Origin of the sequence: Burkholderia sp. A2 (assembly GCF_001729305.1) — a bacterium.
Taxonomy (GTDB): domain Bacteria; phylum Pseudomonadota; class Gammaproteobacteria; order Burkholderiales; family Burkholderiaceae; genus Burkholderia; species Burkholderia sola.
This window is the reverse complement of the sequence record NZ_LZXX01000127.1, coordinates 74,408-99,981: the sequence shown is the minus strand read 5'-3', so window position 1 is coordinate 99,981 and position 25,574 is coordinate 74,408. Positions and strand designations below refer to the sequence as shown.

Below are 25,574 nucleotides of genomic sequence, written 5' to 3'. Positions count from 1 at the left end.
GGGCGATCCGCGCCCGCTGCGTCAGCCGATCGCGCTGGCCCCGCCGGCGGAGCAGACATGCGACAGCGCGGTATCGAATGCCCGCGTCTGCGTGGAATCGTAGCGCGTGAGCGTCTTCCAGTTCGCGATGCTGCGCGCGAGCCGCGCCTGGCAGTCGGGCGCGTCGCGCAGCGGGGCGACCTGCGCGAGACCGGTGAGCATTTTCTGCGTCAGCCGGTCGAGTGCCGGCCGCGTGCTGGTCGCGAGATCGGGCGGCGTGCCTTCCGGCGGCCGCGTCGTGCGCCAGGTCGTGAACAGTGCGTTCTGCACGTCCTTGCTTGCGGTGATCTGATCCTCGAAGAACGTGCGGGCGAAGGCGGGATCGACGCCGGCCTGGACCGCGCGCTTTTCGACTGCAGTGAGCAGGGCCGCTTCGCGCGGCTGGTCCTCGATGGCCTTGTGATTCGCCCATTTCCATCGTGCGACCGGTTCGGCGAGCGCGAGGCGCTGCGACGCGAGCGCAACGATATTGGTGAGGGCGGTGTCGTCGCCGTCTGCGCGGGCGGCAGGCGGCAACGAAAGGAGGGCGACACCGAGCGCGGCGACAGCGACGCTGGCACGAATGGCTTGCTTCATCGGAACGATCGGGAGAGCCGGGCGGGCCGGACGTGGAAAACCAGAAGGATAGACGAAGACAGTCGCGCGGCGTAGCGTCGCGACAGGAGAATCAGCAGGCGAGCTGATCCGGCACCGTCAGGCTGTTGCGGCCCGGGTGCGAGGCGAATTGCGCGCGAAGCGCCTGGATGAACCGCACGATAGCGAGGATCGACACGTGGCGGTTACAGAACCGAACTGGCGTTCACTTCGGCGAGTACAGCTTGTGCTGCTCGTCGAAGAATGCCCGAACGTGCTCGGGCAATTCGGCGAGGAATTCCACGCCGACGGGTTCCGGATCCGGGCTCATCACTTGCTCGGGCGGTGGCATGCGAGTCGGTCTTTCGTCCATGATCGTTTCTCCAGCAGGTTCAATGATTATCAACCTCGCGCTCGGATTTATGCCAGCGGCGAATCGTTAGATTTTGTCTCTGTTGTATTAACGGCACATGCGCTCCGGCGCGAAGTGTGATGCCCGCTATCGCGCGCGGCGCGATGGCGACAGTCGGGCCGCTTGTTATACTTGCGCGCACTTTTTCCCGGACCGCGATGAGACGAACGACGCGATGGATGGGCCTCGTATGGCTGGCGCTGGTACTGAACGTACTGTCGCCCGTCGTCGGCTACGCGCGTCTTGCGTCGAGCGGTTCCGGCGCGCTCACGCTCGAGTTGTGCAGTGCAGCGGGCGCGCGTCAGGTCGTGCTCGCGCACGCGCGCGACGACCGCGATACGTCGTCGTTCGACCATGCCGGCGTCCCACATTGCGTGTACTGCCCGGGCTTCGCGGCGAACGTCGCGCTGGGCTCGAGCCTGCCCGCGATGCCGGGCTTCGTGCGGACGTTCGCGTATCGGGCGGCTGCCCCGATCGTTCCCGATGTGCGTCGCAAGGGCATCCGTCTCGCGCAGCCGCGCGCCCCGCCTGAAAACGTTCCGGTCTGATTGATGTCATCCGCGCGCCCCCGGTGGCGCGCGAGCCGCTCGCGGCCCCGGCCCGCGCGTCGCGCCGTGCGTGCGCGGCTCGCGCGCCCGTGTCCGACGGCGCCCGATCACGTTTTCAGGAACTCACTCATGTCGTCTACCCTTGCCGCGCGTTCGTCGCGCGGCCGGCTCGCGCTCGCATGCGCGGCCGCTTTCGCATGCCCGGCCGCCCACGCGGCTTCGACCGACGATGCCCGCGCCGACGCGGCCCGCGGCGGTGGCATCGATCGTCCCGCCGCCGCGGCGTCGGCGTCCATGGATGTCGCTGTAGCGGCCGCCCCAGCGGGCGACACGCTGACCGCCGTCAGCGTGACCGCGCAGCGGCAACCGGTCGATCCGGATACGCCGGCCGTCGTCGCGTCGGTCACGCGCGAGCAGATCGATGCGCACACCAACGTCACCACCGAGGACGCGCTGAAGTACGCGCCGAACCTGATGGTTCGCAAGCGCTACATCGGCGACCGCAACAGCGTATTCGCGGGCCGCGACTTCAATGAACTACAGAGCGCGCGCGGGCTCGTCTATGCCGACGGCGTGCTGCTGTCGAACCTGCTCGGGTCGAGCTATGCGTACCCGCCGCGCTGGTCGCTGATTCCACCCGACGACATCGCGCGCGTCGACGTGCTCTACGGCCCCTTTTCCGCGCTGTACCCGGGCAACGCGATCGGCTCGACCGTGCTGCTCACCACGCGCCGCCCCGAACAGCTCGAGGCGTCGCTGTCGACGCAGTTCTTCACGCAGCGCTACCACGACGGCTACGGGTTCGCGGACAGCTTCGGCGGCAATCATCAGACCGCGCGGATCGCGAACCGCGTCGGCCGGTTCTGGTTCGCGCTGTCGCTCGACCGGCTGGAGAACGACGGCCAGCCGATGCAGTACGCGAGCCCCAATTCGGCCTACAACCCGCAACCCGGCGTCGCCGTCCCCGTGACGGGCGCCGTGACCGACATCGGACCCAACGGCAAGCCGCGAACCATCGTCGGCGCGCAGACGATCGAGCGGACCGAGCAGCTCAACGAGACGGTCCGGATGGGCTATGCGTTCACCGATCATGTCGATGCGACGCTGACGCTCGGGCATTGGGAGAACCATTACCGGCAGCACGGCGAGACCTTCCTGCGCGATGCGACGGGCGAGCCGGTTTACGGCGGCAACGTGTCGATCGGCGGACAGAAAATGACGGTCGCGCCAAACGCGTTCGCGCCGCAGCGCGGCGACCAGGAGAACTGGCTGTATGCGCTCGGGCTGAACGGCCGACTCGATTCCGGCTGGCGGCTGTCGGGCGTGGTGTCCGCGTACGACGTGTCGCGCGACGTGTTGCGTGCGGCCTCGACCGTGCAGGGTGGGGCGGGCACGCTGTTCCAGGGCGACGGCACCGGCTGGCGCACGCTCGACCTGAAGGCCGAGGCGCCGGAAGTGAAAGGCCATACGTTCACGTTCGGCTATCACTACGACACCTACTTCCTGCGCAATGTCACGTACAACACGGCCGACTGGCTGGCCGGGCCGACCACGTCGCTCGCGAGCGTCTATCGCGGCGACACCCGCACGCAGGCGCTGTTCGGGCAGGATGCGTGGCGCTTCGCGCCCGGTTGGCTCGCGACGCTCGGGTTGCGCTACGAGCGCTGGGATGCGTACGGCGGCGCGCTCGGCAATGCGAAGGGCACGCTCGGCTACGCGGATCGCGGCGCGAATGCGCTGTCGCCGAAAATCGCGCTGCAGTGGGATGCGACGGAAGTCTGGCGCTTCCGGCTGTCGTTCGCGACCGGCACGCGGTTCCCGACGGTCGGCGAGCTGTTCCAGGGCACGATTTCGAACAACGCGATCGTCAACAACAACCCGAACCTGCGACCGGAAAAGGCGATCGACTGGGACTTCACGGCCGAACGCGATGTGGGCGTCGGCGTCGTGCGCGCGAGCGTGTTCCAGAGCGACCTGCGCGATTCGATCTATAGCCAGACAACGGTGTCGGGCGCGAGCACCGTCACCAACATCTCGAACGTCGACCGCGTGCGCGTGCGCGGCGTCGAACTCGCGTTCAGCGGCGAGAACGTCGGGCTGCGCGGGCTCAACGTCGACGCGAACGTGTCGGCGAGCAACGCGCAGATTCTCGCCGATGCCGCGAATCCGGCCTACGTCGGTTCGCGTTTCCCGCGCATTCCGCGCATGCGCGCGAACCTGCTCGCGTCGTATCGCTTCGACGAGCGCTGGCTCGCGAGCGTCGGCGTGCGCTACTCGGGTCGCCAGTTCAACACGCTGGACAACAGCGACGTGAATCCGGACGTCTACGGCGGCACGAGTTCGTTCACGGTCGTCGATCTGAAGGCGCGCTATCGCTTCGGTCGTCACTGGACCGCGTCGGCCGGCATCGACAACGTGACGGATCGCCGCTATTACGTGTTCCACCCGTATCCGGGCCGCACTTTCTATGGAGAACTGAAATGGTCGCTGTGAAAGCGAGGCTGCGGGCGGCGCTCGATGCGGGATGGCGAGGGGAGATGTCGCGCACCGTGTGGAGCGGGCGCGATGGTGTGCATGAAGCGCGCAGCGGATTGCTGAAGGCCGGCGAGCTCGACGGCGGGTTGCGGCACGCGAAGCGCTGACGGAGCTGGTGGCGCGCGGCGAACCGGCCGCGCGCCGGCCCGATGCGAAAACGCGCCCGAAGGCGCGTGGAGAGAAACGTCAGGCCGCTCGCCTGAATAGCCGGATCACGAACAGCAGGATCACCGCGCCGATGACCGCGACGATCACCGAGCCGATGAAGCCGCTGCCGATGCTGATGCCGAGCAACCCGGCAAGCCAGCCGCCGATCACCGCACCGACGATCCCGACGATGATGTCGACGATCAGCCCGAAGCCGCCGCCCTTCACGAGCAAGCCGGCGAGCCAGCCGGCGATCGCGCCGATGATGAGCCACATAATCAAGCCATGAGTCATGGTGGTCCTCTCCTTGGGTTGAGTCGAAATGACCGGGCACCGGCCGGTGCACGCCGCGAGCGGGTCGCAAGCGACATGCGGCCGTGGCGCCGCCCACGCAATGTAACGCGATAGACGGGTCAGGATCGTTAAGTAATGTTATGCACCCTTAAGCAGATTTTCCAGGGGATTTGTCTGCGTAGCGCATGTTCCGTGCGCGCGCGACGCATGGCGAAATGAGTCTGTAAGGATGACTGTCGCCGAAGTCCGTCCGTCGGGCACATCATCGCTCGAGCGTCGTTGCCGGCAAGGTGGCTTCGGGGCAGGCCGTCCGCTGCGTCGGCGATCAGGCGCCCGACGGTCGCGGCATCGCTTCTCGCTGCGGTCGACAGCAGCGCGAAACGGATGGGACGCGCGGCGGCATCGCTTCGCCGATCCGGGGCATCGTGTGGCACGGATTGGTGCAGCGTGTGCCGTATCCGATGTCCACCCTCATTCGGTGTCCTGATGGATTTGCTTCGGACGACGCGTGAGGAGGGAGCGGGAGATCGAGCGTGGCAGCCATGTCGCCGACGCGCGTCCCGGCGGCCGAGCGCGAGCCGGTCGGGACGCACGACAAATGCGGTGCCGTTGCGTGCGCTGTCCAGCTCGATCGGCCGGCCGCCGTCGAGTGCGTGGAAATGTCGAGCGGATGTTGTGCAGATAACGGCCGCCGCGAGGACTGGCGCCGGACAACGTGTAGGGGAGCGATTGCCGAATCCGTACACGAAGATCGGGCTCGGCGTGATCGGTAGTGCGCGCCGTCGAACGACTTCAGGATTTCGACGCCGGAAAAGAGAAAAGGTCTGACAAGCGATGCTTGTCAGACCTTTATGTCTTGGTGCCGGAGATAGGAGTCGAACCTACGACCTTCGCATTACGAATGCGCTGCTCTACCAACTGAGCTACACCGGCAGCAGAGAAATGAAATTATATGGTGAAATCCGCGATCTTGGCAATAGGTTTTGCGAAATTTTTTCAGCTTGCTGCGGCTGCTTCGCGAAACCCTCGATCCGGCGGACTTTCCGCTTTCACTTCACTGCGATGCGACCCGTTAGGGCCACATCGCGAAGGCGCGATTGTACTGATGTCTCGCACCCCCGTCCAGTGCTGCAGTGCAATTATTTTGCTTCGTCGTGATAGCCGGTCACGCGCTCGACTTCGTTCTTCGAACCGAGGAACACGGGCACGCGCTGGTGCAGGCCGGTCGGCTGCACTTCCATGATCCGCTGCGTACCGGTCGTCGCGGCGCCGCCCGCCTGTTCGACGATGAACGACATCGGGTTCGCTTCGTACATCAGCCGCAGCTTGCCCGGACGATCGGGCGTGCGCTTGTCGGCCGGATACATGAAGATGCCGCCGCGGTTCAGGATCCGATGCACGTCGGCCACCATCGACGCGATCCAGCGCATGTTGAAGTTGTCGCCGCGCGGGCCGTCCTTGCCGGCGTTCAGCTCGTCGACGTAGCGCTTGACCGGGTCGTACCAGTGGCGGGCGTTCGATGCGTTGATCGCGTATTCGCGCGTGTCGACGGGGATCTGCATGTTGCTCTGCGTGAGCACCCACGAGCCGACTTCGCGGTCGAGCGTGAAGCAGTTCACGCCGTTGCCGGTCGTCAGCACGAACACCGTCTGCGGGCCGTACACGGCATAGCCGGCCGCGACCTGCTCGGTGCCGGGCTGCAGGAACGATTCCTCGGTCGCCTGCTGGCCGTCCGGGCAGCGCAGCACCGAGAAGATCGTGCCGATCGACACGTTCACGTCGATGTTCGACGAGCCGTCGAGCGGATCGAACACGAGCAGGTATTCGCCGCGCGGGTAGTTCGCCGGGATCGGGAAGAACGTTTCCATTTCTTCCGACGCCATCGCGGCGAGGTTGCCGCCCCATTCGTTCGCGTCGAGCAGGATTTCGTTCGACAGGATGTCGAGCTTCTTCTGCACTTCGCCCTGGACGTTCTCGCTGCCGGCGGTGCCGAGCGCTTCGCCGAGCGCGCCCTTCGACACGTTGTAGCTGATCGCCTTGCACGCGCGGGCGACGACTTCGATCAACAGGCGCAGGTCGGCGGGGAGGTTGTTGGTCTCACGTTGCTGTTCGATCAGGAACTTCGACAGCGTGGTGCGGCGGGCAATGGACATGACAGACTCCGAAAGGCCAAAGAATCCTTGAATGGCCGCAATTTTACCCGCCGCGCCTGCGGTGCCGCCGGCTTTTTTCGTCCGGTTACATGGCGTGGCCGTCGAATCGGCCCGGTATCGGGCGGCGATGACGGGCGGGGGCGCGTGTCGCCGCGGAGGCGCGCCGAGCGGTCCGACCCCGTGCACGCGGTTTCAGCCGCGCGCGTGCAATCAAAAAGCCGGCACCGCATGAGGCGGTGCCGGCTCGAGCGCGCGGACGCGATTGGGGCGATCGCGCGACTTACGCGAGCGCCTTCTCGACGATCTCGCGCACGTCGCGCGACTTCGCGCCGGCGGCGACCTGTTCGAGGGCTTCGCGCATCCGGTCGCGCAGCGCCGGCGTGAAGCGGCGCCACAGTTCGAGCGAGCGCGCGAGGCGTGCCGCGACCTGCGGGTTGATCGCATCGAGCGCGAGGACCTGTTCGGCCCAGAACGCGTAGCCGGAACCGTCGGCCGCATGGAATTGCGCGGGGTTGGCCGCGCAGAAGCTGAAGATCAGCGAGCGCGCGCGGTTCGGGTTCTTCAGGTTGAACGCCGGGTGCGCGAGCAGCTTGCGCACCTTCGCGAGTGTCGGCTGCGCGGCCGTACCGCGTTGCGCCGCCTGCATCGCGAACCACTTGTCGATCACGAGCGCCTCCTTCTCGAAGCGACGGTAGAAGTCGTCGAGCGCATGCTCGGCCGGCCCGTTCGCACCTGCGGCGGCCGCGGACAGCAGCGCGCCGAGCGCCGCTGCGCGATCGGTCATGTTGTTCGCCGCGTCGTACTGGGTGGTGGCGAGGCGCACGGCGTCGGCCGGATCGTCGAGTTCGGCGAGATACGCGAGCGCGAGGTTCTTCAGCGCGCGGCGGCCCGACGCTTCCGGCGTCGGCTCGTAGGCGCCGGGCGTCTGGTGCTGCTCGTACGCTGCGAGCCAGTCGGCGCGCAGCGCGGTCGCGAGCTGGCGGCGCACGAACTGGCGCGCGCGATGCACGGCGGCTGGGTCGGCCTCGGCCATCTGGTCGGCGAGGTAGGTTTCCGACGGCAGCGTCAGCGCGAGCTCGCGGAACGCCGGCGACAGGCTTTCATCGGTCAGCACGCGGCGGAACGCGGCGACGAAGTTCTCGCCGAGCGCGAGCGGCGCGTCGGCGGCGGCACGGGCGGCGAGCGTCAGGAGCGCGCGCGTCGCGAGGCGCTGGCCGGCTTCCCAGCGGTTGAACGGATCGCTGTCGTGCGCGAGCAGGAACGCGAGATCGTCGTCGCTGTAGTCGTACTCGACGATGACCGGCGACGAGAAGTTGCGCAGCAGCGACGGCAGCGGCGCTTCCGGCACGTCGACGAACGTGAAGGTCTGCTCGGTGTCGGTGAACTCGAGCACGCGCGTCGTGCCCGACGCGGCGGCTTCGCCGTCGAGACGCAGCGGCAGGTCGCGGCCGTCGCGGCCGATCAGGCCGATCGCGAACGGAATCAGCAGCGGCCCTTGCTGCGTTTCGCGCGCGGCCGGCGACGCGTCGCCGTAGCCTTGCGCGAGGGTGACCGTATAGCGGCGCGCGGCCGCGTCGTACGCGGTGCGCACCGACACGCGCGGCGTGCCGGCCTGGCTGTACCAGCGCTCGAACTGCGCGAGGTCGCGCCCGTTCGCGTCGGCCATCGCGTGACGGAAGTCGTCGCAGGTCACCGCGTGGCCGTCGTGGCGCTTGAAGTAGAGATCCATCCCCTTGCGGAAGCCGTCGCGGCCGAACAGCGTCTGGTACATCCGCACGACTTCCGAGCCTTTCTCGTAGACGGTCATCGTGTAGAAGTTGTTGATCTCGACGTAGCTCTCCGGGCGCACCGGGTGCGCCATCGGGCCGGCGTCCTCGGCGAACTGCAACTGGCGCAGCACGCGCACGTCCTCGATCCGCTTGACCGCGCGGGCCGCCGATTCGACGTCGTCGCCGGCGGCCATGTCGGCCGAGAATTCCTGGTCGCGGAATACCGTCAGCCCTTCCTTCAGGCTCAGCTGGAACCAGTCGCGGCAGGTCACGCGGTTGCCGGTCCAGTTGTGGAAATATTCGTGGCCGACCACCGATTCGATGTTCGCGAAATCGGTGTCGGTCGCGGTCTCGGGGTTCGCGAGCACGTACTTCGTATTGAAGATGTTGAGCCCCTTGTTCTCCATCGCGCCCATGTTGAAATCGCCGACCGCGACGATCATGAAGCGGTCGAGATCGAGCTCGAGGCCGAAGCGCTTTTCGTCCCAGCGGATCGAGTGGATCAGCGAATCCATCGCGTGACGCGTCTTGTCGAGATCGGCCGGTTCGACCCATACCTGCAGCAGCTTTTCCTTGCCGGAGCCGGTCGTGATCGTTTCCTCGATCGCGACGAGCTTGCCCGCGACCAGCGCGAACAGGTAGCTCGGCTTGCGGAACGGGTCTTCCCACTTCGCGAAGTGGCGGCCGTCGGGCAGGTCGCCCGAATCGACGAGGTTGCCGTTCGACAGCAGCACCGGGTATGCGGCCTTGTCGGCGCGCAGCGTGACCGTGTACGACGCCATCACGTCGGGGCGATCGAGGAAGTAGGTGATGCGGCGAAAGCCTTCCGCTTCGCACTGCGTGAAGAAGTTGCCGCTCGACACGTAGAGGCCCGACAGCGTCGTATTCTGATCGGGGGCGCACGCGCTTTCGAGCGTCAGCTCGAACGCGTCGGGCACGTTCTCGACCGTCAGCCCGTGTTCGTGTGCGCGCACCGCGCCGTACGGCGCGCCGTCGAGCTGCGCGCCGACGAATTCCAGCGCCTCGCCCATCAGTTCCAGGTGGGGCGTGGGCGCGGCGTCCGGATTGCGGCGCACGCGCATCGTGTTCCTGACGATCGTGCGGGCCGGCGCGAGATCGAATTCGAGTGCGACGGAATCGATGAGGAAGGCCGGCGGCGTGTAGTCGGCGCGGCGGATCACGGTGGAGGAGGCGTTGTCGGACATGGTCGTCGAGATCGGTGGAGTGGGGGGGGCGGGCCCGTCGCGCGGGCCGGGCGAACCGGGCCATTGTACAAAGGCTTGCGGCTGCGTGCCGGGCGAACTTTTTACCGCTCCCGGGAGTCCGCGTATTATCGGCATCCCGTTGTGCTTCGCGCGGTGCGACGAACGGGTGACGGATCGACGAGGATCAACATGAAACGCGAATGGATTTTTCGCGGTGCGGGCTGGGCGGCGGCGCTGTGCGTCGCGCTGCTGACCGGCTGCACCAGCTACGTGACCACCCAGGTCACGGCCTTCTCCGACTGGAGCGGCAGCGACGCGACCCGCACCTATGCGTTCACGCGCACGGACGCGCAGAAGAACAGCATCGAGCAGTCGACCTACGAGCCGATCGTCGCGAACGAGCTGTCCGCGTATGCATTCCGGCAGGTGCCGCAATCGCAGGCGCGCTATCTCGTCGGGCTGACCTATTCGGTCGGCAGCGATCTCGTGACGGTGCCGCAGCCGGTCTACTATGATCCGTGGTTCATGGGGCCGGGGCCGTACTGGCGAGGCGGGCCGTGGAGTCCCTGGGGCCCGTGGGGTCCCTGGGGGCCGGTGCCGTCCGGCTATGTCGCGCAGACGTACCAGGTGTTCGACTACATGCTCGGCATCCGCATTACCGAGCGCGCGACGGGCAAGGAGGTCTACAACGTGTCCGCGCGCACGACCGGCGACAACGGCACGCTGCTGTACGCGATGCCGTTCCTCGCGCGCAGCGCGCTCGCCGATTTCCCGTTGTCGAACGGCGCGGTCCGCACGGTCAGGCTGCCGGTCGACAAGCGCGGCGGGCCGGCGGCGCCGGCCGCCAACGAGCGCGCGGTGCCGGCGGCGCCAGCGTCGGGCGCGGCCGTCGCGAAGTAACGCGGCATCCCTCTCGGCGCGGCCGCCGCCCGGCCGCGCCAGCCCGTTTCCCTTCCGTCAGACCCCGATACCCAGCAGCGCCAGCGCGCCGAGCGCAACGAACAGCACGGCCGCGATCCCGTGCACGAGCTTCGTCGGCAGACGGTGCGCGAAGCGGTCGCCGAGCAGGATCGCCGGCACGTTCGCGAGCATCATCCCGAGCGTCGTGCCGGCCACCACGCCGATGTAATCCTGGAAGCGGGCGGCGAGCGCGACGGTCGCGATCTGCGTCTTGTCGCCCATCTCCGCGAGGAAGAACGCGACGAGCGTCGCGCCGAACACGCCGAGCCGCGAGCGGGTCGCATTGGCTTCGTTCTCGTCGAGCTTGTCCGGCACGAGAATCCACAGTCCCATCGCGATGAACGAGAACGCGAGCGCCCAGCGCATGATCGACGGCGTGACGAGCACGCCCAGCCATTCGCCGAGCGCGCCGGCGAAACCGTGGTTGACGAGCGTCGCGACGAGCACGCCGAGAATGATCGGCACCGGCTTGCGATAGCGCGCGGCCAGAACGAGGGAAAGCAGCTGGGTCTTGTCGCCGATTTCAGCGAGGGCGACGGCGCCGGTGGAGATCAGGAAGGCTTGAGACACGGATGGGGTTCCACGGGCCGTTGTTGTGCGTGCGAGCGACGATCCGCCGCGCGCCGGGCCCTGATGCGGCGCGCAGTGAACCATCGGTCTCGCCAGGCCAACGTGGCTGCGCCCGCCATGGCCGAACGGCCAAGTCTGTTGACGGACGCCTCCGTCACGATGCGCGCCGCGGGCGCGGGACATCGAGCGGAGCGGCTACTCCCCAATGAGCGGCGAATTCTAGCACGGTGCATCGCGCGCGGGAAAGCAGCCGGAGCCGCCGTACGGCGCGCAATGCGCATCGATTTCCGGCACGCGCGACGGCGAAGCGGCCGCGCGGCCGGAACGGCGTACCCGCGGGGCGTTACGCGGCGGCCGGGCGGCGCGCGGCGCCGCGTTCGTGCACGAGTTCGCCGGCCGCATAGGTGCGGTACACCGCGCGGTCGTCGCCGAGCAGCGCGAACGCGAACAGCAATTCCTCGAGCGAATCCGCGCGCTGCGTGCGGCGCGCGAGCAGCGGCGTCGCCTGCGGATCGAGCACGACGAAGTCGGCTTCGGTGCGCGGCTTGAGGGTGCCGACCGTGTCGGCAAGGTCGAGCGCCTGTGCGGCGCCGGCCGTCGCGAGCCAGAACATCCGCGTGGCGGTCAGGTGATGGCCCGACAGCCGCGCGACCTTGTGCGCCTCGTTCATCGTCTGCAGCATCGAGAACGACGTGCCGCCGCCGACGTCGGTCGCGAGCGTGACGGGCACGTCGTATTCGCCGGCCTTGTCGAAATCGAACAGCCCGCTGCCGAGGAAGAAGTTCGACGTCGGGCAGTGCGCGACGACGGTGCGCGTCTCGGCCATCCGGCGGCGATCCTCGTCGTCGAGATGAATGCAGTGGCCGTACACCGCGCGCGGCCGCAGCAGCCCGTAGCGGTCGTAGATGTCGAGATAGCTGCGATGGCCGGGGAACAGCCCGGCCACCCATTTCACCTCGTCGACGTTTTCGGCGACGTGGCTTTGCACGAACACGTCCGGATGGCGGCGCGCGAGTTCGCCGCACGCCTCGAGTTGCGCCTCGGTCGACGTCGGCGCGAAGCGCGGCGTGAGCGCGTACATCTGGCGCCCCTTGCCGTGCCAGCGGTCGATCAGCTCGGCGCTGTCGTCATAGCCCGACTGCGCGGTGTCGCGCAGGAATTCGGGGCAGTTGCGGTCCATCAGCACCTTGCCCGCGATCATCCGCAGGTCGCGCGCGTCGCTCGCCGCGAACAGCGCATCGGCCGACTGCTTGTGCACGGTGCAGTAGACGAGCGCGCTCGTCGTGCCGCACGCGAGGAGTTCGTCGACGAAGAAGTCGGCGACTTCGCGCGCATGCTCGGGGTCGCCGAACTGGCGCTCGGTCGGGAACGTGTACTTGTCGAGCCACGGCAGCAGCCCGGGGGCTGGCGACGCGATCATGTCCGTCTGCGGATAGTGGATGTGCGTGTCGATGAAGCCGGGCACGATCAGCTTGTCGCGCAGATCGTGGACCACCGCATCGCGCGCGAGCGTCGCGGCGAGCGGCGCATACGGGCCGGCCGCGACGACCTTGCCGTCGTCGACGATCAGGAGCCCGTCGGTTTCGTGGTTCGCGGCCTGGCTCGATTGCGCCGGGTCGCCGTTGAAGGTCAGCAGCTGGGAACGGAAAGCGGTTTGCGTCATGACGAAGGGTCCTGCATCAAGGGAAGGCGAACAGAAGAAAGCGATCGATGCCGCACGGGGGCGGGGCGGTGCGTCGCGAGCGGCGGCACGTGATGTGCGGCACGGCCGGAGGCGACGGCACGGGCGAACGTGGCGGCCGAAGCCGCCCGCGAGTGGTTGCGGGCGCACCTCGCGGCCGTTGAGCGCGCAACCGATACGTCCGCAACCCATGCGACGGCGAACGGCACGGCAAGCCGCGACGACCGGCGGGTGCGAGCGACGCCGTACTGCGCGATCGCGCCGCATGCACGCAGCCGACCGGCCCGGCGCAAGGCCGGCCGGGGAGTCGCGAAGCGGATGCCGTTGCCGTGTTTCATCTGTCAGCGAGTCTCGATGCGGGCCGTCACGCGGCCTGCCAGTACGCGTCGAGGCGCGCGTACAGTGCATCGCGCTGCGCCGGTTCGATGAACGACGCCTCGAAGCCGTTGCGGATCACCGCATGAACTTCGGCATCCGTAAGTTGCAGCCCTTCGACCGTCGCGAAGTAGTTTTCGTTGACGTAGCCGCCGAAATAGGCCGGATCGTCGGAGTTGATCGTCACCGCCACGCCGCGGTCGAGCAGCGCCTTCAGCGTGTGCTTCGCCATGTCGTCGAACACGCACAGCTTCAGGTTCGACAGCGGACACACGGTGAGCGCCGTACGCGTTTTCGCGAGACGCTCGACGAGCGCCGCATCCTCGATGCTGCGCACGCCGTGGTCGATCCGGTCGACCTTCAGCACGTCGAGTGCCTCGTAGATGTAGGCGGGCGGGCCTTCCTCGCCTGCGTGCGCGACCAGCTTCAGCCCGAGCGCGCGCGCCTTCTCGAACACGCGCGCGAACTTCGTCGGCGGATGGCCGAGCTCGGACGAATCGAGGCCCACGCCGATCAGTCGATGGCGATAGCGCTCGAATAGCGGCAACGCGGATTCGAACGTCGCGAGCGCGTCGTCTTCGGACAGGTGGCGCAGGAAGCACAGAATCAGCTTGCTCGACAGCCCGCGCGCTTCGGCATCGGCGAGCGCGCGCTCGATGCCCGCGACGACCGTTTCGATCGGCACGCCGCGCTCGGTGTGCGTCTGCGGGTCGAAGAACAGTTCGGTGTGGACGACGTTGTCGGCGAGCGCGCGCTCACAGTACGCGGCCGTCATGTCGTAGAAATCCTGCTCGGTGAGCAGCACGCTCGCGCCGGCGTAGTAGATGTCGAGGAACGACTGCAGGTCGGTGAACGCGTACGCGGCGCGCAGCGCGTCGATCGAGTCGTACGCGAGCTTCACGCCGTTGCGCTGCGCGAGCGCGAAAATCAGTTCGGGCTCGAGCGAGCCTTCGATATGGATGTGCAGCTCCGCTTTCGGCGCGCGGGCAATCTTGTTCTTGAATGTCGGGGTCATGGCGTCGTTTTGGGTCGGTCAGTAGGTAAGGGAAGCCTGCGCGGACGCATTCGCCTCGACGGCCTGCAGCAACTGCGCGGCCACCGAGATCGCGATCACTTCGGGCGCCTTGTCGATGATGCCTTCGACGCCGATCGGGCAGCGCATGCGCGCGACCTGGGCCGGGTCGATGCCGATCGCGGCGAGGCGATGATCGAACTGCGCGCGTTTCGTATGCGAGCCGGTCATCCCGAAATAGGCATAGTCACCGCGTCGCAGGATGCGCTCGGCCAGCACGAAATCGAGCGCGTGGTCATGCGTCATCACGACGAAGTAGGACTGCGGCGGCGCTGCGTCGACCGCGTCCGCCGGGGAAGCGGCCGCGTCGATCGCGAGATTGCCGATGCCGGCGAGCGCGTCGGCCGGCGGGAACACCGCATCGGGCCGGTCGATCCAGCGCACGTGGCACGGCAGCGTCGCCAGCACCTTCACGAGCGCCGTGCCGATGTGCCCCGCGCCGAACAGCATGACGGGGAACGCATACGGCGCGATCGTTTCGGTCATCAGCGATACGCCGCCGGTTTCCCACAGCAGGCAGTCGGCGCGCGCGGCTTCCGATTCGGGCTCGCTCAACAGCGGCGCGCCCGGCGAGGGGCCGAATGATACGCTACGCACGGTCGCGGCGCCGGCCGCGACGCGCTTCGCGAGCGACATGATCCAGCCGAGGTCGCCGACGTCGAGCCGCTCGAACGCGAGCACCACGGCGCCGCCGCAGCACTGGCCGAGGCTCGGGCCGAGCGCGAGCCGCTCGAGCCGGCGCGCGTGCGGGACGTGCGCGCCGTCCTTCAGCAGGTGCCGCGCGATCTCGATCGCCTTCCATTCCAGATGACCGCCGCCGATCGTATGGCGGGCCGTGTCGCGCGTGACGAGCATCTTGGTGCCGGCCTCGCGCGGCGCGGAGCCGTCGGTATGCGCGACCGTCACGAGCACGGCCGCTTCGCCGTGCGCGAGCAGTTGCTGCAGATCGCCGAGCCAGGCTTCCATCAGCACGCTCCGTTCGGGACGACGCGGCACGACGCGCGGCGCGGGCTGGCGGGCACGACGGCAACGAGGGCGGACAGGAGCGGGGCAGGCCGGCTGCACGGCCGATGCCGTGCGGCGGCCGCGGACTGACGGCGCGCGCGAACGGCGCCGCCGGACGCGCGGACGCCATGAGGGTGACGGATGCGGATGGTTTGCGTTGTCATGATGAATCCAGTCGACATTGCGGATCGGGCGCGCGTTACGCAGGCAGCGGTGAGACCGCCTGGCCTCGCGCACGTAGATCGCCATCCAGTCCCGAAGATAGCACCGCCACGCGGCGGGAACATGGCCGGGCGGTGATCCGGGCTATCAGGCGGCGATCATGTCGATCATAGGCCGGCCGCGCGGGATCGGGGGACCGATGCGTGCACATCGGGCCGAAACGCACGTGTGACGGGGCGGGGGCGCGGCGATCGCGCGACGCGCGCCAGCCCGGCAATCCGGGTGGCGGCGGGATAGGTGTTTACGCGCGATGGCCGGGCGGGGACGGCGCAGGCCGCAGCCGGGAGACGACTCGCCGGCGGCGCGGCCCGTTCGATCGGGGCCGCCCGTGCGATGGGCCGGCACCGCGGCCGGTTGGTCAGCCCGCGAGCTTGCGGCGATGGCGCCAGAGGCTCGCGACGACCGCGATCAGGATCGCGGCGAAGCCGATCAGCGCCCAGCCGGGCAGCAGGATGCCGAGGATCGGCGGGTAGACGGTCTCGCACAGCCCGGCGACCTTGAACATGCCGGGGAACCACTGCGCAGGCGGCAGGCTGTCGACGATCGGCTGCAGCGTGTCGAAGCCGCAGCTGAAGCCCGGATTCATCTGGATCGACAGGTGTCGCGCGGCCGTGCCGACGCCGCCGGCCGCGGCGATCGCGATCAGCAGTTCGAGCACCCAGACGCCGCGCCAGTGGCGGATCCCGGCGGCCAGGAACGCGAAGATCCCGATCGCGCAGAAGAAGTAGCGCTGGATGATGCACAGCGGGCATGGGTCTTCGTTTTTCACGTACTGCAGGTACAGCGCGCCGGCCAGCAGGGCGATGCACACCCATCCGAGCAGCATCAGCAGGCGGCGTTCGCGGCGGAGTGCAAGCGTGTAGTCGTTCATGTCGGCGGAGTTCCTCGTCGGTCGGTCCGGAAAACAATCGCGCGATTTTAGCGCGAATGATCTGGCACGAAACTGACGGCGCGCGTGCGGCAGCCTGCCGCATCGCGTGCGGGCCGACGGCGATCGGCCGGCCATCGGCTTGCGCTCGGCCGGCGCGGTCAGCGGATCGTGTTCAGCACGGCCTCGACCGACTGGCCGATCGCAAGCAGCGCGTCGTCGCGATGCGGCGCCGCCGCGAGCATCAGGCCGACCGGCGCCGCATCGCGCGGATGGCACGGCAGCGACAGCCCGCACGCGTCGAGGAAGTTGAACGCGCTCGGGTTGCGCAGGATCAGCGCGTTGGTGCGCGTGAACGCGTTGTCGTCCGTTTCGAGTTCGGCGATGCGCGGCGGCACGACCGGCACCGTCGGCGCGACGAGCGCATCGAAGCGCGACCAGACCGTGTGCGCGGCTTCGTCGAGCATCGCGGCGCGCGCGGCGAGCAGGTCGAGATAGTCGGCCGCGCTTGCGGGTTCGCCCTTCAGGATCCGCGTCAGTACGCGCGGATCGTACTGGTCGCGATGCTTGGCGAGCAGCGGACGATGCCACGCGTACGCCTCGATCGGCGAGAAGCCGAAGCGGTTGATCTCCGGCAGCCGGTCGAGCGCGGGGAAGCGCACTTCGGTAACGATCGCGCCGGCCGCTTCGAGATGCTTGAGCGCGGTGTCGAGCGCGGCCGCGACTTCGGCATCGACGCCGTCCGTCACGTAGTTCGTCAGCACGCCGAGCCGCACGCCTTCGAGCGGCCGCGTGGCCGGCACGTGCGGCTCGAGCCCCGCGAGCATCCGGTCGACGAGCGCGCAGCACGCGACCGTCAGGCCGATCGGGCCGAACGAGTCGAGCGTCGTCGACAGCGGTACGCCGCCTTGCGTCGGGATCCGGCTCGCGGTCGGCTTGAAGCCCGTCAGCCCGCACAGCGCGGCCGGAATGCGGATCGAGCCGCCGGTATCGGTGCCGAGCGCGACGGCGGCCATCCCGTCGGCGACCGACGCGGCCGCCCCCGACGACGAGCCGCCCGAAATCCGCGCATCGCCCGGCACGTCGCGGTGGTACGGCGAGCGCGGGTTGCCGAAGTGCGGATTCAGCCCGAGCCCCGAGAACGCGAACTCGCTCATGTTGGTGCGGCCGACCAGCACCGCGCCCGCGCGCTTGAGCCGGGCGACGGCGACCGCATCGGTGCGCGCGGCCGGCGCGCCGTCGAGTACGCGCGACCCCGCGCGCGTGACCTGGCCCGCGACGTCGAACAGGTCCTTGACCGACACCGGAATGCCCGCGAGCGGCGACAGCACGGTGCCCGCGGCGCGCAGCCGGTCGTGCGCGTCGGCGGCCGCGCGGGCGTTGTCGGCATCGACCTCGGTGAAGACGACGGCGCCCTGGCCCGACGGATCGGCGATCCGGTCGAGCGCGGTGTCGACGAGCACGCGGCTCGTGGTCCGGCCGGCGGCGAGGTCGGCGGCGAGCTGGGCGAGCGGGGGGAAGGGCGTGAAAGTGGTCATGGCGGCTCAGGGGCGAAGATGTTGAAGGAGCGTGGAGCGGAACGAATCGATATGGCTTTCGACGGCCGCGCGCGCACCGGCGGCGTCGCGCGCGGACAGCCGGTCGAACAGCGCGCGGTGCTCGTGCTGGACGTCGGCGAGATGGTGCGGTTCGGACAGCGTGACGAACCAGAAGCGCAGCGAGCGCTCGTGCAGTGCGCGCAGGATGTCGGCGAGCACGGCATTGCGTGCGGCCGCGGCGATCGTCTGATGAAACGCGCGGTCGAGCTCCATCATGCCCTCGACGTCGTGCGTGTCGACGCAGGCCTGCCCATCGTCGAGCAGCGCGGCCAGGCGCGCGAGATCGTCGGGCATCGCATGGCGCGCGGCGAGTTCGGCGCAGTGCGCTTCGTTGATGCGCCGCACGTCGATCACCGCGACGATGTCGTCGAGCGACAGCGGCTGCACCATCAAGCCCTTGCGCGGCATCACGGACAGCAGCCCTTCGAGCACGAGCCGATGCACGGCCTGATGCACCGGCGTGCGGCCGATTCCCGTGCGCGCGACGAGGTCGGCTTCGTTGAGCGCGGCGCCCGGCTTCAGGCGCATCGTGACGATGTCGCGCTGGATCAGCGCGTACGCGCGGTCGGCGAGGCTGGCCGGCGACGCGGCGGCCCGGTCGCGGGTGAGGTCGGTCACGGTACTCATGCCGGTTGCGGCGCGGCGGCTGGGAGGGGCGCGATCATGGCGCGGAGGCTCGGGAAGCGTGGACGATCGCTGGATATTATTGTGATATATCACTGATGTCCAGCGCGCGCGAAGCGGGTAGCGGTGCCGGCGCGCGCGGCCCCCGACTTGCAACAATATCGACAGGATGTTGCAGGTTTGCCGCGCGATCGTGCGCTGAAGCATAATGAATCCTCGTCTATCCCTACGCGCGAGCGACGCATCAGACTATCGTCATGAGCGAAAACACGCCTTCCCCGGCCGGTCTGCCCGGCACCTCTTCCGCTTCTTCCGATTCTCCTCGTCCCGATCCGGTGAAAACGCCCGATGCGCCGGCCACGCAGGCCGCCGCCGAGAATGTCGCCGATGACGGCGCGTCGCCCGTCACGGCTGCATCCGAGCCCGGTGCCGCAGGCGCCGTCGGTGATGGCGCCGCCGCGGCAGCACCGCTGAAGCCAGGCGCGCCGCCGCCCGGATTCGGCGCGCCGCCCGATTTCGACACGCCGCGGCCGCCGCCCGCGAGCGCGCAGAATGCGCCGCCTGCCTATCTGAAGCAGAGCGACACGCCGTGGTCGGTGTTCGGCCGGATCGTCGCGGCACGCGCGCGGCGGCTGTTCGACCGCGCCGGCCAGCGCATCACGCAGCGCACGCTGCGCATCGGCGTATCGGCGCGGATCTTCCATCCGGAGCCGGGCGCGAAGGGGCTGCGCGGCAAGACGCTGCAGTATCTCGAGGAATCGATCGCCCACTGGGTGATGTCGCGCGACGTGCTCGTGTTCATGATTCCGACCGTCGGCCATCAAGGCATGATCCATCCGAGCAACATCCGCCTGCGCGATTACGCGAAGCATCTCGACGGCCTGCTGCTGCAAGGCGGCGCCGACGTGTCGCCGCAGACCTACGCGGCGTCGGATGCGCGTCCCGAATGGCCCGGCGATCGCGTGCGCGACATGTACGAGCTCGAGCTGCTGCACGAATTCGTCGAGTCCGGCAAACCCGTGCTCGGCGTGTGTCGCGGCTGCCAGCTGATCAACGTCGCGTTCGGCGGCTCGCTGTACCAGGACATCGCCACCGACGTGCCGACCGCGAACGCGCACGTGAGCGAGCATTACGACCAGCATCGTCACGCGATCCGCTTTCCCGATTCGTCGACGCTCGCGAGCATGTTCCCGGGGCGCAGCGAAGCGATCGTCAACTCGATTCACCACCAGGCGATCCGCGATCTCGGCCGCGATCTGAACATCGAGGCCGTATCGGCCGGTGACGGGATCATCGAAGGCATTCGCCATCGGCGTTCGCCGTTCGTCGTCGGCGTGCAGTGGCATCCGGAGTTCCATCGCGCGGGCGGTTCCGAACTGCTCGACTGCACGCCGCTGCTCGATGCGTTCCTGCGCGCGGCGCGCGAAACGCGTCTGTAGCACGCCGTCTTTTTCGCGTCGCACCAAGGGCGGCCGCATCCCGATAAATTCGAGATGCGGCCGTTTCGTTTTGCACGATAATCGCCAGTTCCGATTCGTTCGCCGGAGTCTGACGTTGGCCTTCCGAAATTTCTCCCCTGCACGATGCGCAACGTGGATCGTTGCGCTGGCCGCCTGCGCGCAAGCGGGTATGGCCTGGTCCGCCGATGTGACCGCACCCGTCGCCGGTACGCGTCCGGCGGTCACGAGCCTGAGCGGCGGCGTGTCGCCGCCTGCATCGGCCGCGGTCGCGACGGACGCCGCCGCGCAAGGCAACGTCGCCGAGCTGACGCAGATGCTGCACGACGGCCGGATCGTCGAGATGCGCACGACGTACAACGGCAGCTACGGCGCGAGCCTGATGTTCGATCCGCGCGAGATGACGTATTACGTCGCGCTGTTCCAGGACAAGAACCTGTGGCGCGTGATCCGTTCGCAGGAAAAGAATCGCGCGGAGATGGTGTACGCGAACTTCGTCCAGCAGACGGCGCAACTCGCCGATATCGAGATTCGCCGGACCGAGCTGCAGGCGCAGAAGGCATTTCTCGAACGCGTGATCGCGCTGCAGGCGAATCGTGCGCAGCAGTTGCAGGCCGACCTGAGCGTCGCGCGCAGCCAGCAGGCCGAAGTCGCGCAGCGGCAGAAGTCGGCGCAGGAGCAGGCGCAGGCGCTGCAGGTCGAGAAGCGGGCGGCGCAGTTGCAGTTGCGCGATCTGCAGGAGCAGGTGCGACAACTCGAGAAGCAGACCGAGACGGGGCTGCCCGTGCACAAGTAACGAGCGGACGAGCGGACGAAGCGAGACGAGCGAAAACCCGGCGAAGCGATCTTCGCCGGGTTTTTTTATTGGGCGGGCGTCAATGCGCGAATGCGTCCGGCACGTCGGTCACGCGGCGGTGCGACAGGTGCGATGTCCAGTCGACGCCGGCCGCGCTCGGGTGCGCCGGCCGAGTGGCGCGCAGCGCGTTCGCGATGGCAATCAACGTGGCCGGATCGGCGAGCGAGTCGCGCGTCTCGCGCGTGTCTGCCATGCGCGGCGGCCGAGCGAGCCGATCGCGTGTGCCGGTGTCGCCCGCGGCGCGCTGGATCGGCGGATGTCCAGCCAACCTCGGTATGACCGGTGTGCGGGGCGAGGCTTTCGCCGTGCGCTGGCCGACTGCCCGACGTGGCGAATCAGGGGCGGCATGCCGCACGTCGGACGTCGCTCGCGGGTGAAGCGGTGCGACGCGCTGAGTGGCGGGCGGGGATTCCGTCGTGTTCGCGGCAGGCGTCGCGATCTTGCGCTGCGGCATGGTGTTCGTCGACGTGGTCGATTCGGCCGCGGCGACACGTACGGGGCCCCTCGATGTCGCGACGTGGTCGAGCGGGCCGCCGGCGGCTTGAATCGTGTGCGCGGGAGCGAAACCCGCCGGTGGCTCGTATGCGCCGATCAGCCAGCCGATGATGCCGAGTGTGCCGATGCTCCAGCAGACGGCGTACATCGCGCGCCGGTCGCGAGGACGGCGGGCCGGATGGCGCGAGCGCCGGCCGGGGACGACTGCCGGCGCGACCGGCAACCCGGCCGAGGCCGGCAGCGCCGCCGCCATGGAGAGCGGCTGCCATTGGCACGCATGGTGTGGCCGTTCGACATCGATACAGGACGTCGTCAGCGTCGCAAGGCAGTTCCGAGCGGGCCCTACACCGGGTGCGCCGCGAAATCGCCATTCGCGGCCGAACGGCGGGACGTGGTCGAGCGGGGTGGCGCGAGGGCGGGCAAGCGCGCCTTCGACCGGGACGAGGGGCGATGGGATCATGGCGGGGGCGTCGTGCGACACGGGCGACCGTGCCGGCGCGGCGTGAAAATGTCGTCGCAAATCGTGACATTGTGGTCAGCCGGCGAAGGTCGGTCGATCAGATCGATCTGATTCTTGTACCCGTTTCGGGGCGACTTGTACGAGGCGGACACCGTGACGTCAGTGACGGGGCCGCTACAAGGCAAATGTCGGCTTGCCGTGGCATGATTCGCGAATCATGCCGGCGGCGCGCCGTTACGCGCCGTGCCGCCGGTGGGCAGCGATGCCCGTGCGCGTCGGCCCGCCCCGGCGCGGCGCGCGTCGCCGGATTCATGCGGCGCGGTATTCGCGCCATCCGAGCTGAGCGAGAAAACATGTCCACAGCGTCGCCTGCCATCGCGCAGGAATCGAAAGTCCGCACCGTGTTCCGGGTCGTCAGCGGCAACTTCCTGGAAATGTACGACTTCATGGTCTACGGGTATTACGCGTCGGCCATCGCGAAAACGTACTTTCCGAGCGGCAACGCGTTCGCGTCGCTGATGCTGTCGCTGTCGGTATTCGGCGCCGGCTTCCTGATGCGACCGGTCGGCGCGATCGTGCTCGGCGCGTATATCGATCATCGCGGCCGCCGCAAAGGACTGATCCTGACGCTCGGGCTGATGGCGATCGGCACGCTCGCGGTGGCCGCGATACCGGGCTATGCGACGATCGGCGTGCTCGCGCCGGTACTCGTGCTGCTCGGCCGATTGTTGCAGGGCTTCTCGGCGGGCGTCGAACTCGGCGGCGTGTCGGTCTACCTGTCGGAGATCGCGACGAAGGGCCACAAGGGGTTCTATACGTCGTGGCAATCGGGCAGCCAGCAGGTGGCCGTCGTGTTCGCCGCGTTCGTCGGTGTCGTGCTGAACCGCGCGTTGCCGGTCGAGGAAATGACCGCGTGGGGCTGGCGCATTCCGTTCCTGATCGGCTGCCTGATCGTGCCGTTCCTGTTCCTGATCCGCCGTTCGCTGAAGGAGACCGACGAATTCCTGGCGAAGCGCCACCGCCCGACGATGGGCGAGATCATGCGCTCGATGCTCGATAACTGGGGCGTCGTGGTGGCCGGCATGGGGATGGTGATCATGACGACGGTGTCGTTCTACATGATTACCGCGTACACGCCGACCTTCGGCAAGGAAGTGCTGCACCTGTCGTCGCTCGACGCGCTCGTCGTGACCGTTTGCGTCGGGATCTCGAATCTCGTGTGGCTGCCGCTGTCCGGTGCGCTGTCCGACCGCATCGGCCGCCGCCCGGTGCTGATCGCGTTCACTGTGCTGACGCTGCTGTCGGCTTACCCGGCCGTGCTGTGGCTCGTCGGCGATCCGTCGTTCCTGCGGCTGCTCGCGGTCGAGTTGTGGCTGTCGTTCCTGTACGCGTCGTACAACGGCGCGATGGTCGTCGCGCTGACCGAAGTGATGCCGGCCGACGTGCGAACGGCCGGCTTCTCGCTCGCGTACAGCCTGGCCACGACGATCGGCGGTTTCACGCCGGCGATCTCGACGCTGCTGATCCACCAGACGGGCAACAAGGCGGCGCCGGGGTTGTGGCTGAGTGTGGCCGCGATCTGCGGCTTGATCGCGACGCTCGTGCTGTACCGCACGTCCGCCGCGCGCAACCAGTACAAGTCGGCGTGACGGCGGCCGGCATGGCGCGCGGCGTCGGCCGCGGATCACCTTGAACAAGGGAGCGCATTGCGCTCCCTTGTTCGTTTGCGGTCATGCTTCGCGCAGCATGTCGGCCACCGCGGCCGCCACGTCGGGCCACGCGCCCGGCGCTGGCTGACGGGCGATTCTGGCGTGCGCGTACCACGGGCAGTCGTCGCCGGTGAACCAGCGCCAGTCGGCCGCGAACGGCAGCATGACCCACAGCGGCTTGCCGAGCGCACCCGTCAGGTGCGCGACCGCCGTGTCGATCGTGACGACGCCGTCGAGGCGCTCGATCAGCGCGGCCGTATCGGCAAAGTCGTTCAGCCGGCCATCGAGACGATGCACGCGCGGATGCGCGTCGACGCGCGCGCGTTCGTCGTCGTCGAGCGCGGGCTGCAACACGATCCAGTCGATGTCCGGCAGCGCGAGTAGCGGCGCGAGCGCGTCGAACGGCATCGAGCGGTTTTCCTGCGCCTGCCGGCGCCCCGACCATGCGAGGCCGAACTTGCGCTTCGACTGCCCGCCGAGCGAGCCGCGAAAGCGCCGCCGGGCGCCGTCGGGCGCGTCGAGGTAGCGGGAGCCGATGATGTCTTCCGGCTGAAGCCCGAGCAGGAACGGCAGGCTCATCAGCGTGCAGGCGACGTCCGCGGCGGGCGGCTTCGCCGCGCCTTGCGGGACGAGCGTCACGCGCCAGCGCGACGCGGCCGGCGTCAGCAGCGCGACGAGTTCCGGCTGGACTTCGAGGACGACGCGCGCGCAGCGTGCGCGCACCTGCGGCACGAAGCGGACGAACTGCAGGGTGTCGCCGAACCCCTGTTCCGCGCGGATCAGCAGCGTGCGCGCCGCAATCGGCTCGCCTTGCCAGCGCGGCAGTGCGCCGAGCGGCGTCGCGCCGGGCGTCTCGTGGCGCGCTTCGTACGCGGGCAGGCCGCGCGTGAAGTCGCGCAGCGTCAGCAGCGTGACCGCGCGATGCAGCCGCGCGAGCGTGAGATCGGGCGCGACGCGCAGCGCCTGGTCGAATGCGCGCAGCGCCATCTCGTGCGCGCCGAGCGCGTGATGTGCGTTGCCGAGATTCAGCCACGCGAGCCCGAACGACGGATCGAGCCCGACGGCGCGCTCGTAGTACGGCAGCGCGTCGCGGTGGCGCGCCTGCGCGCAGAGTGCGTTCGCGAGCCCGAACAGCGCGAGCGGAAACGGCGGGTGCAGCGCGAGCGCGGCTTCGAACGCCGCGGCCGCCTCGGCATGCCGGCCGATCGCATCGAACGTGTTGCCGAGATTGAAATGCGCGGCGACGAACCGCGGCTGCGCGGCGATCGCGGCCTGGAAGTGCGCGATCGCATCGTCGGCGCGCCCCATCGCGCTTAGCGCCATCGCGAGGTTGTTGTGCGCGCCCGCATGCCCGGGCCGGAGCTCGAGCGCGCGACCGAACGCGGCGAGCGCGTCGTCGTGGCGGCCGAGCGCGTTCAGCGCGTTGCCGAGATTATTGTGGATCGACGCGTCGTCGGGGGTGAGCCGCAGCGCACGGCCGAACGCGTCGATCGCATCGTCGTGACGCTGCAGCGCCGCATATGCGTTGCCGAGGTTGTAGTGCGCGAGCGGAAATTCGGGCGCGAGCGTCAGCGCGTTGCGGAAGCGGTCGATCGCTTCGTCGAGCCGGCCGAGCGCTTTCAACGCGTTGCCGAGATTGAGCTGCAGCGCGGCATCGTCCGGACGCAGCGCGACGGCGCGGCCGACGAGATCGGCTGCCTCGGCGTGCTGGCCCTGCTGGTGCCGCAGCACGCCGAACAGGTGCAGTGCGTCGGCGTCGGCGGGGTTGGAGGCGAGCGCGTGGCGATAGCCGTGCTCGGCCTCGGCGAGGCGGCCCGCGCGATGCGCGGCGTACGCCCGGTCGAATGCGGAATCCATGACGCGAAAAGGGGCGGAAAGCGCGTATTTTCCCACACCGCGCGGCGAGGCCGCGCATCGGCCGGTTGGCATATGGCCCCGTCACGCGGA

The 25,574-nt window shown here is 68.6% G+C and carries 20 protein-coding genes, 1 tRNA gene, 1 pseudogene and 1 riboswitch; of the genes and pseudogenes, 7 read left to right on the top strand and 15 right to left on the bottom strand.

Annotation, left to right across the window (positions count from 1 at the left end; all coding sequences use genetic code 11):
* Nucleotides 1-21: 21 nt before the first annotated feature.
* A complete protein-coding gene (locus tag A9Z05_RS28980; RefSeq protein ID WP_069621107.1) occupies nt 22-615 on the bottom strand; it encodes a chorismate mutase in 594 nt (197 codons plus the stop codon).
* Between the two features lie 223 nt (nt 616-838).
* Nucleotides 839-943 (bottom strand): chorismate mutase, encoded by a 105-nt coding sequence (locus A9Z05_RS37070; RefSeq protein WP_162484450.1) that lies wholly within the window; start codon nt 941-943, stop codon nt 839-841.
* Between the two features lie 239 nt (nt 944-1,182).
* Between A9Z05_RS37070 and A9Z05_RS28975 the strand changes: the two genes are divergently transcribed.
* From A9Z05_RS28975 to A9Z05_RS35470, 3 genes and pseudogenes are all read left to right on the top strand, one after another.
* On the top strand, nt 1,183-1,572 hold the full coding sequence (locus A9Z05_RS28975; RefSeq protein WP_069621106.1) for a DUF2946 domain-containing protein: 390 nt from the start codon (nt 1,183-1,185) through the stop codon (nt 1,570-1,572).
* A gap of 129 nt (nt 1,573-1,701) precedes the next feature.
* Nucleotides 1,702-4,065: a TonB-dependent receptor gene (locus A9Z05_RS28970; protein WP_069621105.1), complete on the top strand. Its 2,364-nt coding sequence runs from the start codon at nt 1,702-1,704 to the stop codon at nt 4,063-4,065.
* 5 nt (nt 4,066-4,070) lie between these two features.
* A pseudogene (locus tag A9Z05_RS35470) lies at nt 4,071-4,214 on the top strand (TlpA family protein disulfide reductase); the annotation flags it as partial.
* A 79-nt stretch (nt 4,215-4,293) separates the two neighbouring features.
* Here A9Z05_RS35470 and A9Z05_RS28965 read toward each other — a convergent pair.
* The 4 genes from A9Z05_RS28965 to pepN form a co-directional block, all read right to left on the bottom strand.
* Nucleotides 4,294-4,548 carry a GlsB/YeaQ/YmgE family stress response membrane protein gene (locus A9Z05_RS28965; protein ID WP_006476609.1) on the bottom strand — a complete coding sequence of 85 codons (255 nt, stop codon included), beginning with the start codon at nt 4,546-4,548 and terminating at the stop codon, nt 4,294-4,296.
* A gap of 857 nt (nt 4,549-5,405) precedes the next feature.
* Nucleotides 5,406-5,481 (bottom strand) — tRNA-Thr (locus tag A9Z05_RS28960).
* A 206-nt stretch (nt 5,482-5,687) separates the two neighbouring features.
* A complete protein-coding gene (locus A9Z05_RS28955; protein ID WP_069621104.1) occupies nt 5,688-6,701 on the bottom strand; it encodes a class 1 fructose-bisphosphatase in 1,014 nt (337 codons plus the stop codon).
* Between the two features lie 280 nt (nt 6,702-6,981).
* Entirely contained in the window at nt 6,982-9,675 is a 2,694-nt protein-coding gene (gene pepN, locus A9Z05_RS28950; RefSeq protein ID WP_069621103.1) for an aminopeptidase N, read from the bottom strand.
* A gap of 189 nt (nt 9,676-9,864) precedes the next feature.
* Here pepN and A9Z05_RS28945 point away from each other — a divergent pair, with 189 nt between their 5' ends.
* Nucleotides 9,865-10,575, top strand: a complete 711-nt coding sequence (locus A9Z05_RS28945; protein WP_069621102.1) for a DUF4136 domain-containing protein — start codon at nt 9,865-9,867, stop codon at nt 10,573-10,575.
* A 57-nt stretch (nt 10,576-10,632) separates the two neighbouring features.
* On the opposite strand, the gene A9Z05_RS28940 is transcribed toward A9Z05_RS28945, so the two are convergent.
* The 7 genes from A9Z05_RS28940 to A9Z05_RS28910 all read right to left on the bottom strand — a co-directional run bounded on the left by A9Z05_RS28940 (nt 10,633) and on the right by A9Z05_RS28910 (nt 18,653).
* Nucleotides 10,633-11,205 (bottom strand): TMEM165/GDT1 family protein, encoded by a 573-nt coding sequence (locus A9Z05_RS28940; RefSeq protein ID WP_069621101.1) that lies wholly within the window; start codon nt 11,203-11,205, stop codon nt 10,633-10,635.
* A gap of 78 nt (nt 11,206-11,283) precedes the next feature.
* Nucleotides 11,284-11,421: riboswitch (yybP-ykoY riboswitch) on the bottom strand.
* Nucleotides 11,422-11,548: 127 nt separating this feature from the next.
* On the bottom strand, nt 11,549-12,868 hold the full coding sequence (guaD, locus tag A9Z05_RS28935) for a guanine deaminase (RefSeq protein WP_069621100.1): 1,320 nt from the start codon (nt 12,866-12,868) through the stop codon (nt 11,549-11,551).
* A gap of 382 nt (nt 12,869-13,250) precedes the next feature.
* Nucleotides 13,251-14,276 carry an adenosine deaminase gene (locus tag A9Z05_RS28930; RefSeq protein ID WP_069621099.1) on the bottom strand — a complete coding sequence of 342 codons (1,026 nt, stop codon included), beginning with the start codon at nt 14,274-14,276 and terminating at the stop codon, nt 13,251-13,253.
* A gap of 18 nt (nt 14,277-14,294) precedes the next feature.
* Nucleotides 14,295-15,299, bottom strand: a complete 1,005-nt coding sequence (gene xdhC / locus A9Z05_RS28925) for a xanthine dehydrogenase accessory protein XdhC (protein ID WP_069621098.1) — start codon at nt 15,297-15,299, stop codon at nt 14,295-14,297.
* Between the two features lie 619 nt (nt 15,300-15,918).
* Nucleotides 15,919-16,431 (bottom strand): disulfide bond formation protein B, encoded by a 513-nt coding sequence (locus A9Z05_RS28920; protein ID WP_069621097.1) that lies wholly within the window; start codon nt 16,429-16,431, stop codon nt 15,919-15,921.
* Nucleotides 16,432-16,589: 158 nt separating this feature from the next.
* Nucleotides 16,590-17,966, bottom strand: coding sequence for an amidase (locus tag A9Z05_RS28915; RefSeq protein ID WP_069621096.1), 1,377 nt, complete (start codon nt 17,964-17,966; stop codon nt 16,590-16,592).
* A gap of 6 nt (nt 17,967-17,972) precedes the next feature.
* Nucleotides 17,973-18,653, bottom strand: coding sequence for a GntR family transcriptional regulator (locus tag A9Z05_RS28910; protein WP_069621095.1), 681 nt, complete (start codon nt 18,651-18,653; stop codon nt 17,973-17,975).
* Nucleotides 18,654-18,907: 254 nt separating this feature from the next.
* Between A9Z05_RS28910 and A9Z05_RS28905 the strand changes: the two genes are divergently transcribed.
* Nucleotides 18,908-20,089, top strand: a complete 1,182-nt coding sequence (locus tag A9Z05_RS28905; RefSeq protein WP_069621094.1) for a gamma-glutamyl-gamma-aminobutyrate hydrolase family protein — start codon at nt 18,908-18,910, stop codon at nt 20,087-20,089.
* Nucleotides 20,090-20,204: 115 nt separating this feature from the next.
* Nucleotides 20,205-20,903 carry a DUF2968 domain-containing protein gene (locus A9Z05_RS28900; protein ID WP_069621093.1) on the top strand — a complete coding sequence of 233 codons (699 nt, stop codon included), beginning with the start codon at nt 20,205-20,207 and terminating at the stop codon, nt 20,901-20,903.
* 79 nt (nt 20,904-20,982) lie between these two features.
* Here the strand turns inward: A9Z05_RS28900 and A9Z05_RS28895 are convergent, their stop codons facing one another.
* A complete protein-coding gene (locus A9Z05_RS28895; protein ID WP_069621092.1) occupies nt 20,983-21,918 on the bottom strand; it encodes a hypothetical protein in 936 nt (311 codons plus the stop codon).
* Between the two features lie 353 nt (nt 21,919-22,271).
* Between A9Z05_RS28895 and A9Z05_RS28890 the strand changes: the two genes are divergently transcribed.
* Nucleotides 22,272-23,567 carry an MFS transporter gene (locus A9Z05_RS28890; protein WP_069621091.1) on the top strand — a complete coding sequence of 432 codons (1,296 nt, stop codon included), beginning with the start codon at nt 22,272-22,274 and terminating at the stop codon, nt 23,565-23,567.
* A gap of 81 nt (nt 23,568-23,648) precedes the next feature.
* Here the strand turns inward: A9Z05_RS28890 and A9Z05_RS28885 are convergent, their stop codons facing one another.
* A complete protein-coding gene (locus A9Z05_RS28885) occupies nt 23,649-25,556 on the bottom strand; it encodes a tetratricopeptide repeat protein (protein WP_069621090.1) in 1,908 nt (635 codons plus the stop codon).
* Between the last annotated feature and the right edge of the window lie 18 nt (nt 25,557-25,574).

Excerpts from the sequence above, each read along its gene's own strand:
- A9Z05_RS28970 (WP_069621105.1), top strand. The coding sequence starts at position 1,702 with ATGTCGTCTACCCTTGCCGCGCGTTCGTCGCGCGGCCGGCTCGCGCTC.
- A9Z05_RS28920 (WP_069621097.1), bottom strand. The coding sequence starts at position 16,431 with ATGAACGACTACACGCTTGCACTCCGCCGCGAACGCCGCCTGCTGATG.
- A9Z05_RS28890 (WP_069621091.1), top strand. The coding sequence starts at position 22,272 with ATGTCCACAGCGTCGCCTGCCATCGCGCAGGAATCGAAAGTCCGCACC.
- guaD (WP_069621100.1), bottom strand. The coding sequence starts at position 12,868 with ATGACGCAAACCGCTTTCCGTTCCCAGCTGCTGACCTTCAACGGCGAC.
- A9Z05_RS28965 (WP_006476609.1), bottom strand. The coding sequence starts at position 4,548 with ATGACTCATGGCTTGATTATGTGGCTCATCATCGGCGCGATCGCCGGC.
- A9Z05_RS37070 (WP_162484450.1), bottom strand. The coding sequence starts at position 943 with ATGAGCCCGGATCCGGAACCCGTCGGCGTGGAATTCCTCGCCGAATTG.
- A9Z05_RS28980 (WP_069621107.1), bottom strand. The coding sequence starts at position 615 with ATGAAGCAAGCCATTCGTGCCAGCGTCGCTGTCGCCGCGCTCGGTGTC.
- A9Z05_RS28930 (WP_069621099.1), bottom strand. The coding sequence starts at position 14,276 with ATGACCCCGACATTCAAGAACAAGATTGCCCGCGCGCCGAAAGCGGAG.
- A9Z05_RS28910 (WP_069621095.1), bottom strand. The coding sequence starts at position 18,653 with ATGAGTACCGTGACCGACCTCACCCGCGACCGGGCCGCCGCGTCGCCG.
- pepN (WP_069621103.1), bottom strand. The coding sequence starts at position 9,675 with ATGTCCGACAACGCCTCCTCCACCGTGATCCGCCGCGCCGACTACACG.
- A9Z05_RS28895 (WP_069621092.1), bottom strand. The coding sequence starts at position 21,918 with ATGATCCCATCGCCCCTCGTCCCGGTCGAAGGCGCGCTTGCCCGCCCT.
- A9Z05_RS28905 (WP_069621094.1), top strand. The coding sequence starts at position 18,908 with ATGAGCGAAAACACGCCTTCCCCGGCCGGTCTGCCCGGCACCTCTTCC.
- A9Z05_RS28915 (WP_069621096.1), bottom strand. The coding sequence starts at position 17,966 with ATGACCACTTTCACGCCCTTCCCCCCGCTCGCCCAGCTCGCCGCCGAC.
- A9Z05_RS28885 (WP_069621090.1), bottom strand. The coding sequence starts at position 25,556 with ATGCCAACCGGCCGATGCGCGGCCTCGCCGCGCGGTGTGGGAAAATAC.
- xdhC (WP_069621098.1), bottom strand. The coding sequence starts at position 15,299 with ATGGAAGCCTGGCTCGGCGATCTGCAGCAACTGCTCGCGCACGGCGAA.
- A9Z05_RS28945 (WP_069621102.1), top strand. The coding sequence starts at position 9,865 with ATGAAACGCGAATGGATTTTTCGCGGTGCGGGCTGGGCGGCGGCGCTG.
- A9Z05_RS28955 (WP_069621104.1), bottom strand. The coding sequence starts at position 6,701 with ATGTCCATTGCCCGCCGCACCACGCTGTCGAAGTTCCTGATCGAACAG.
- A9Z05_RS28975 (WP_069621106.1), top strand. The coding sequence starts at position 1,183 with ATGAGACGAACGACGCGATGGATGGGCCTCGTATGGCTGGCGCTGGTA.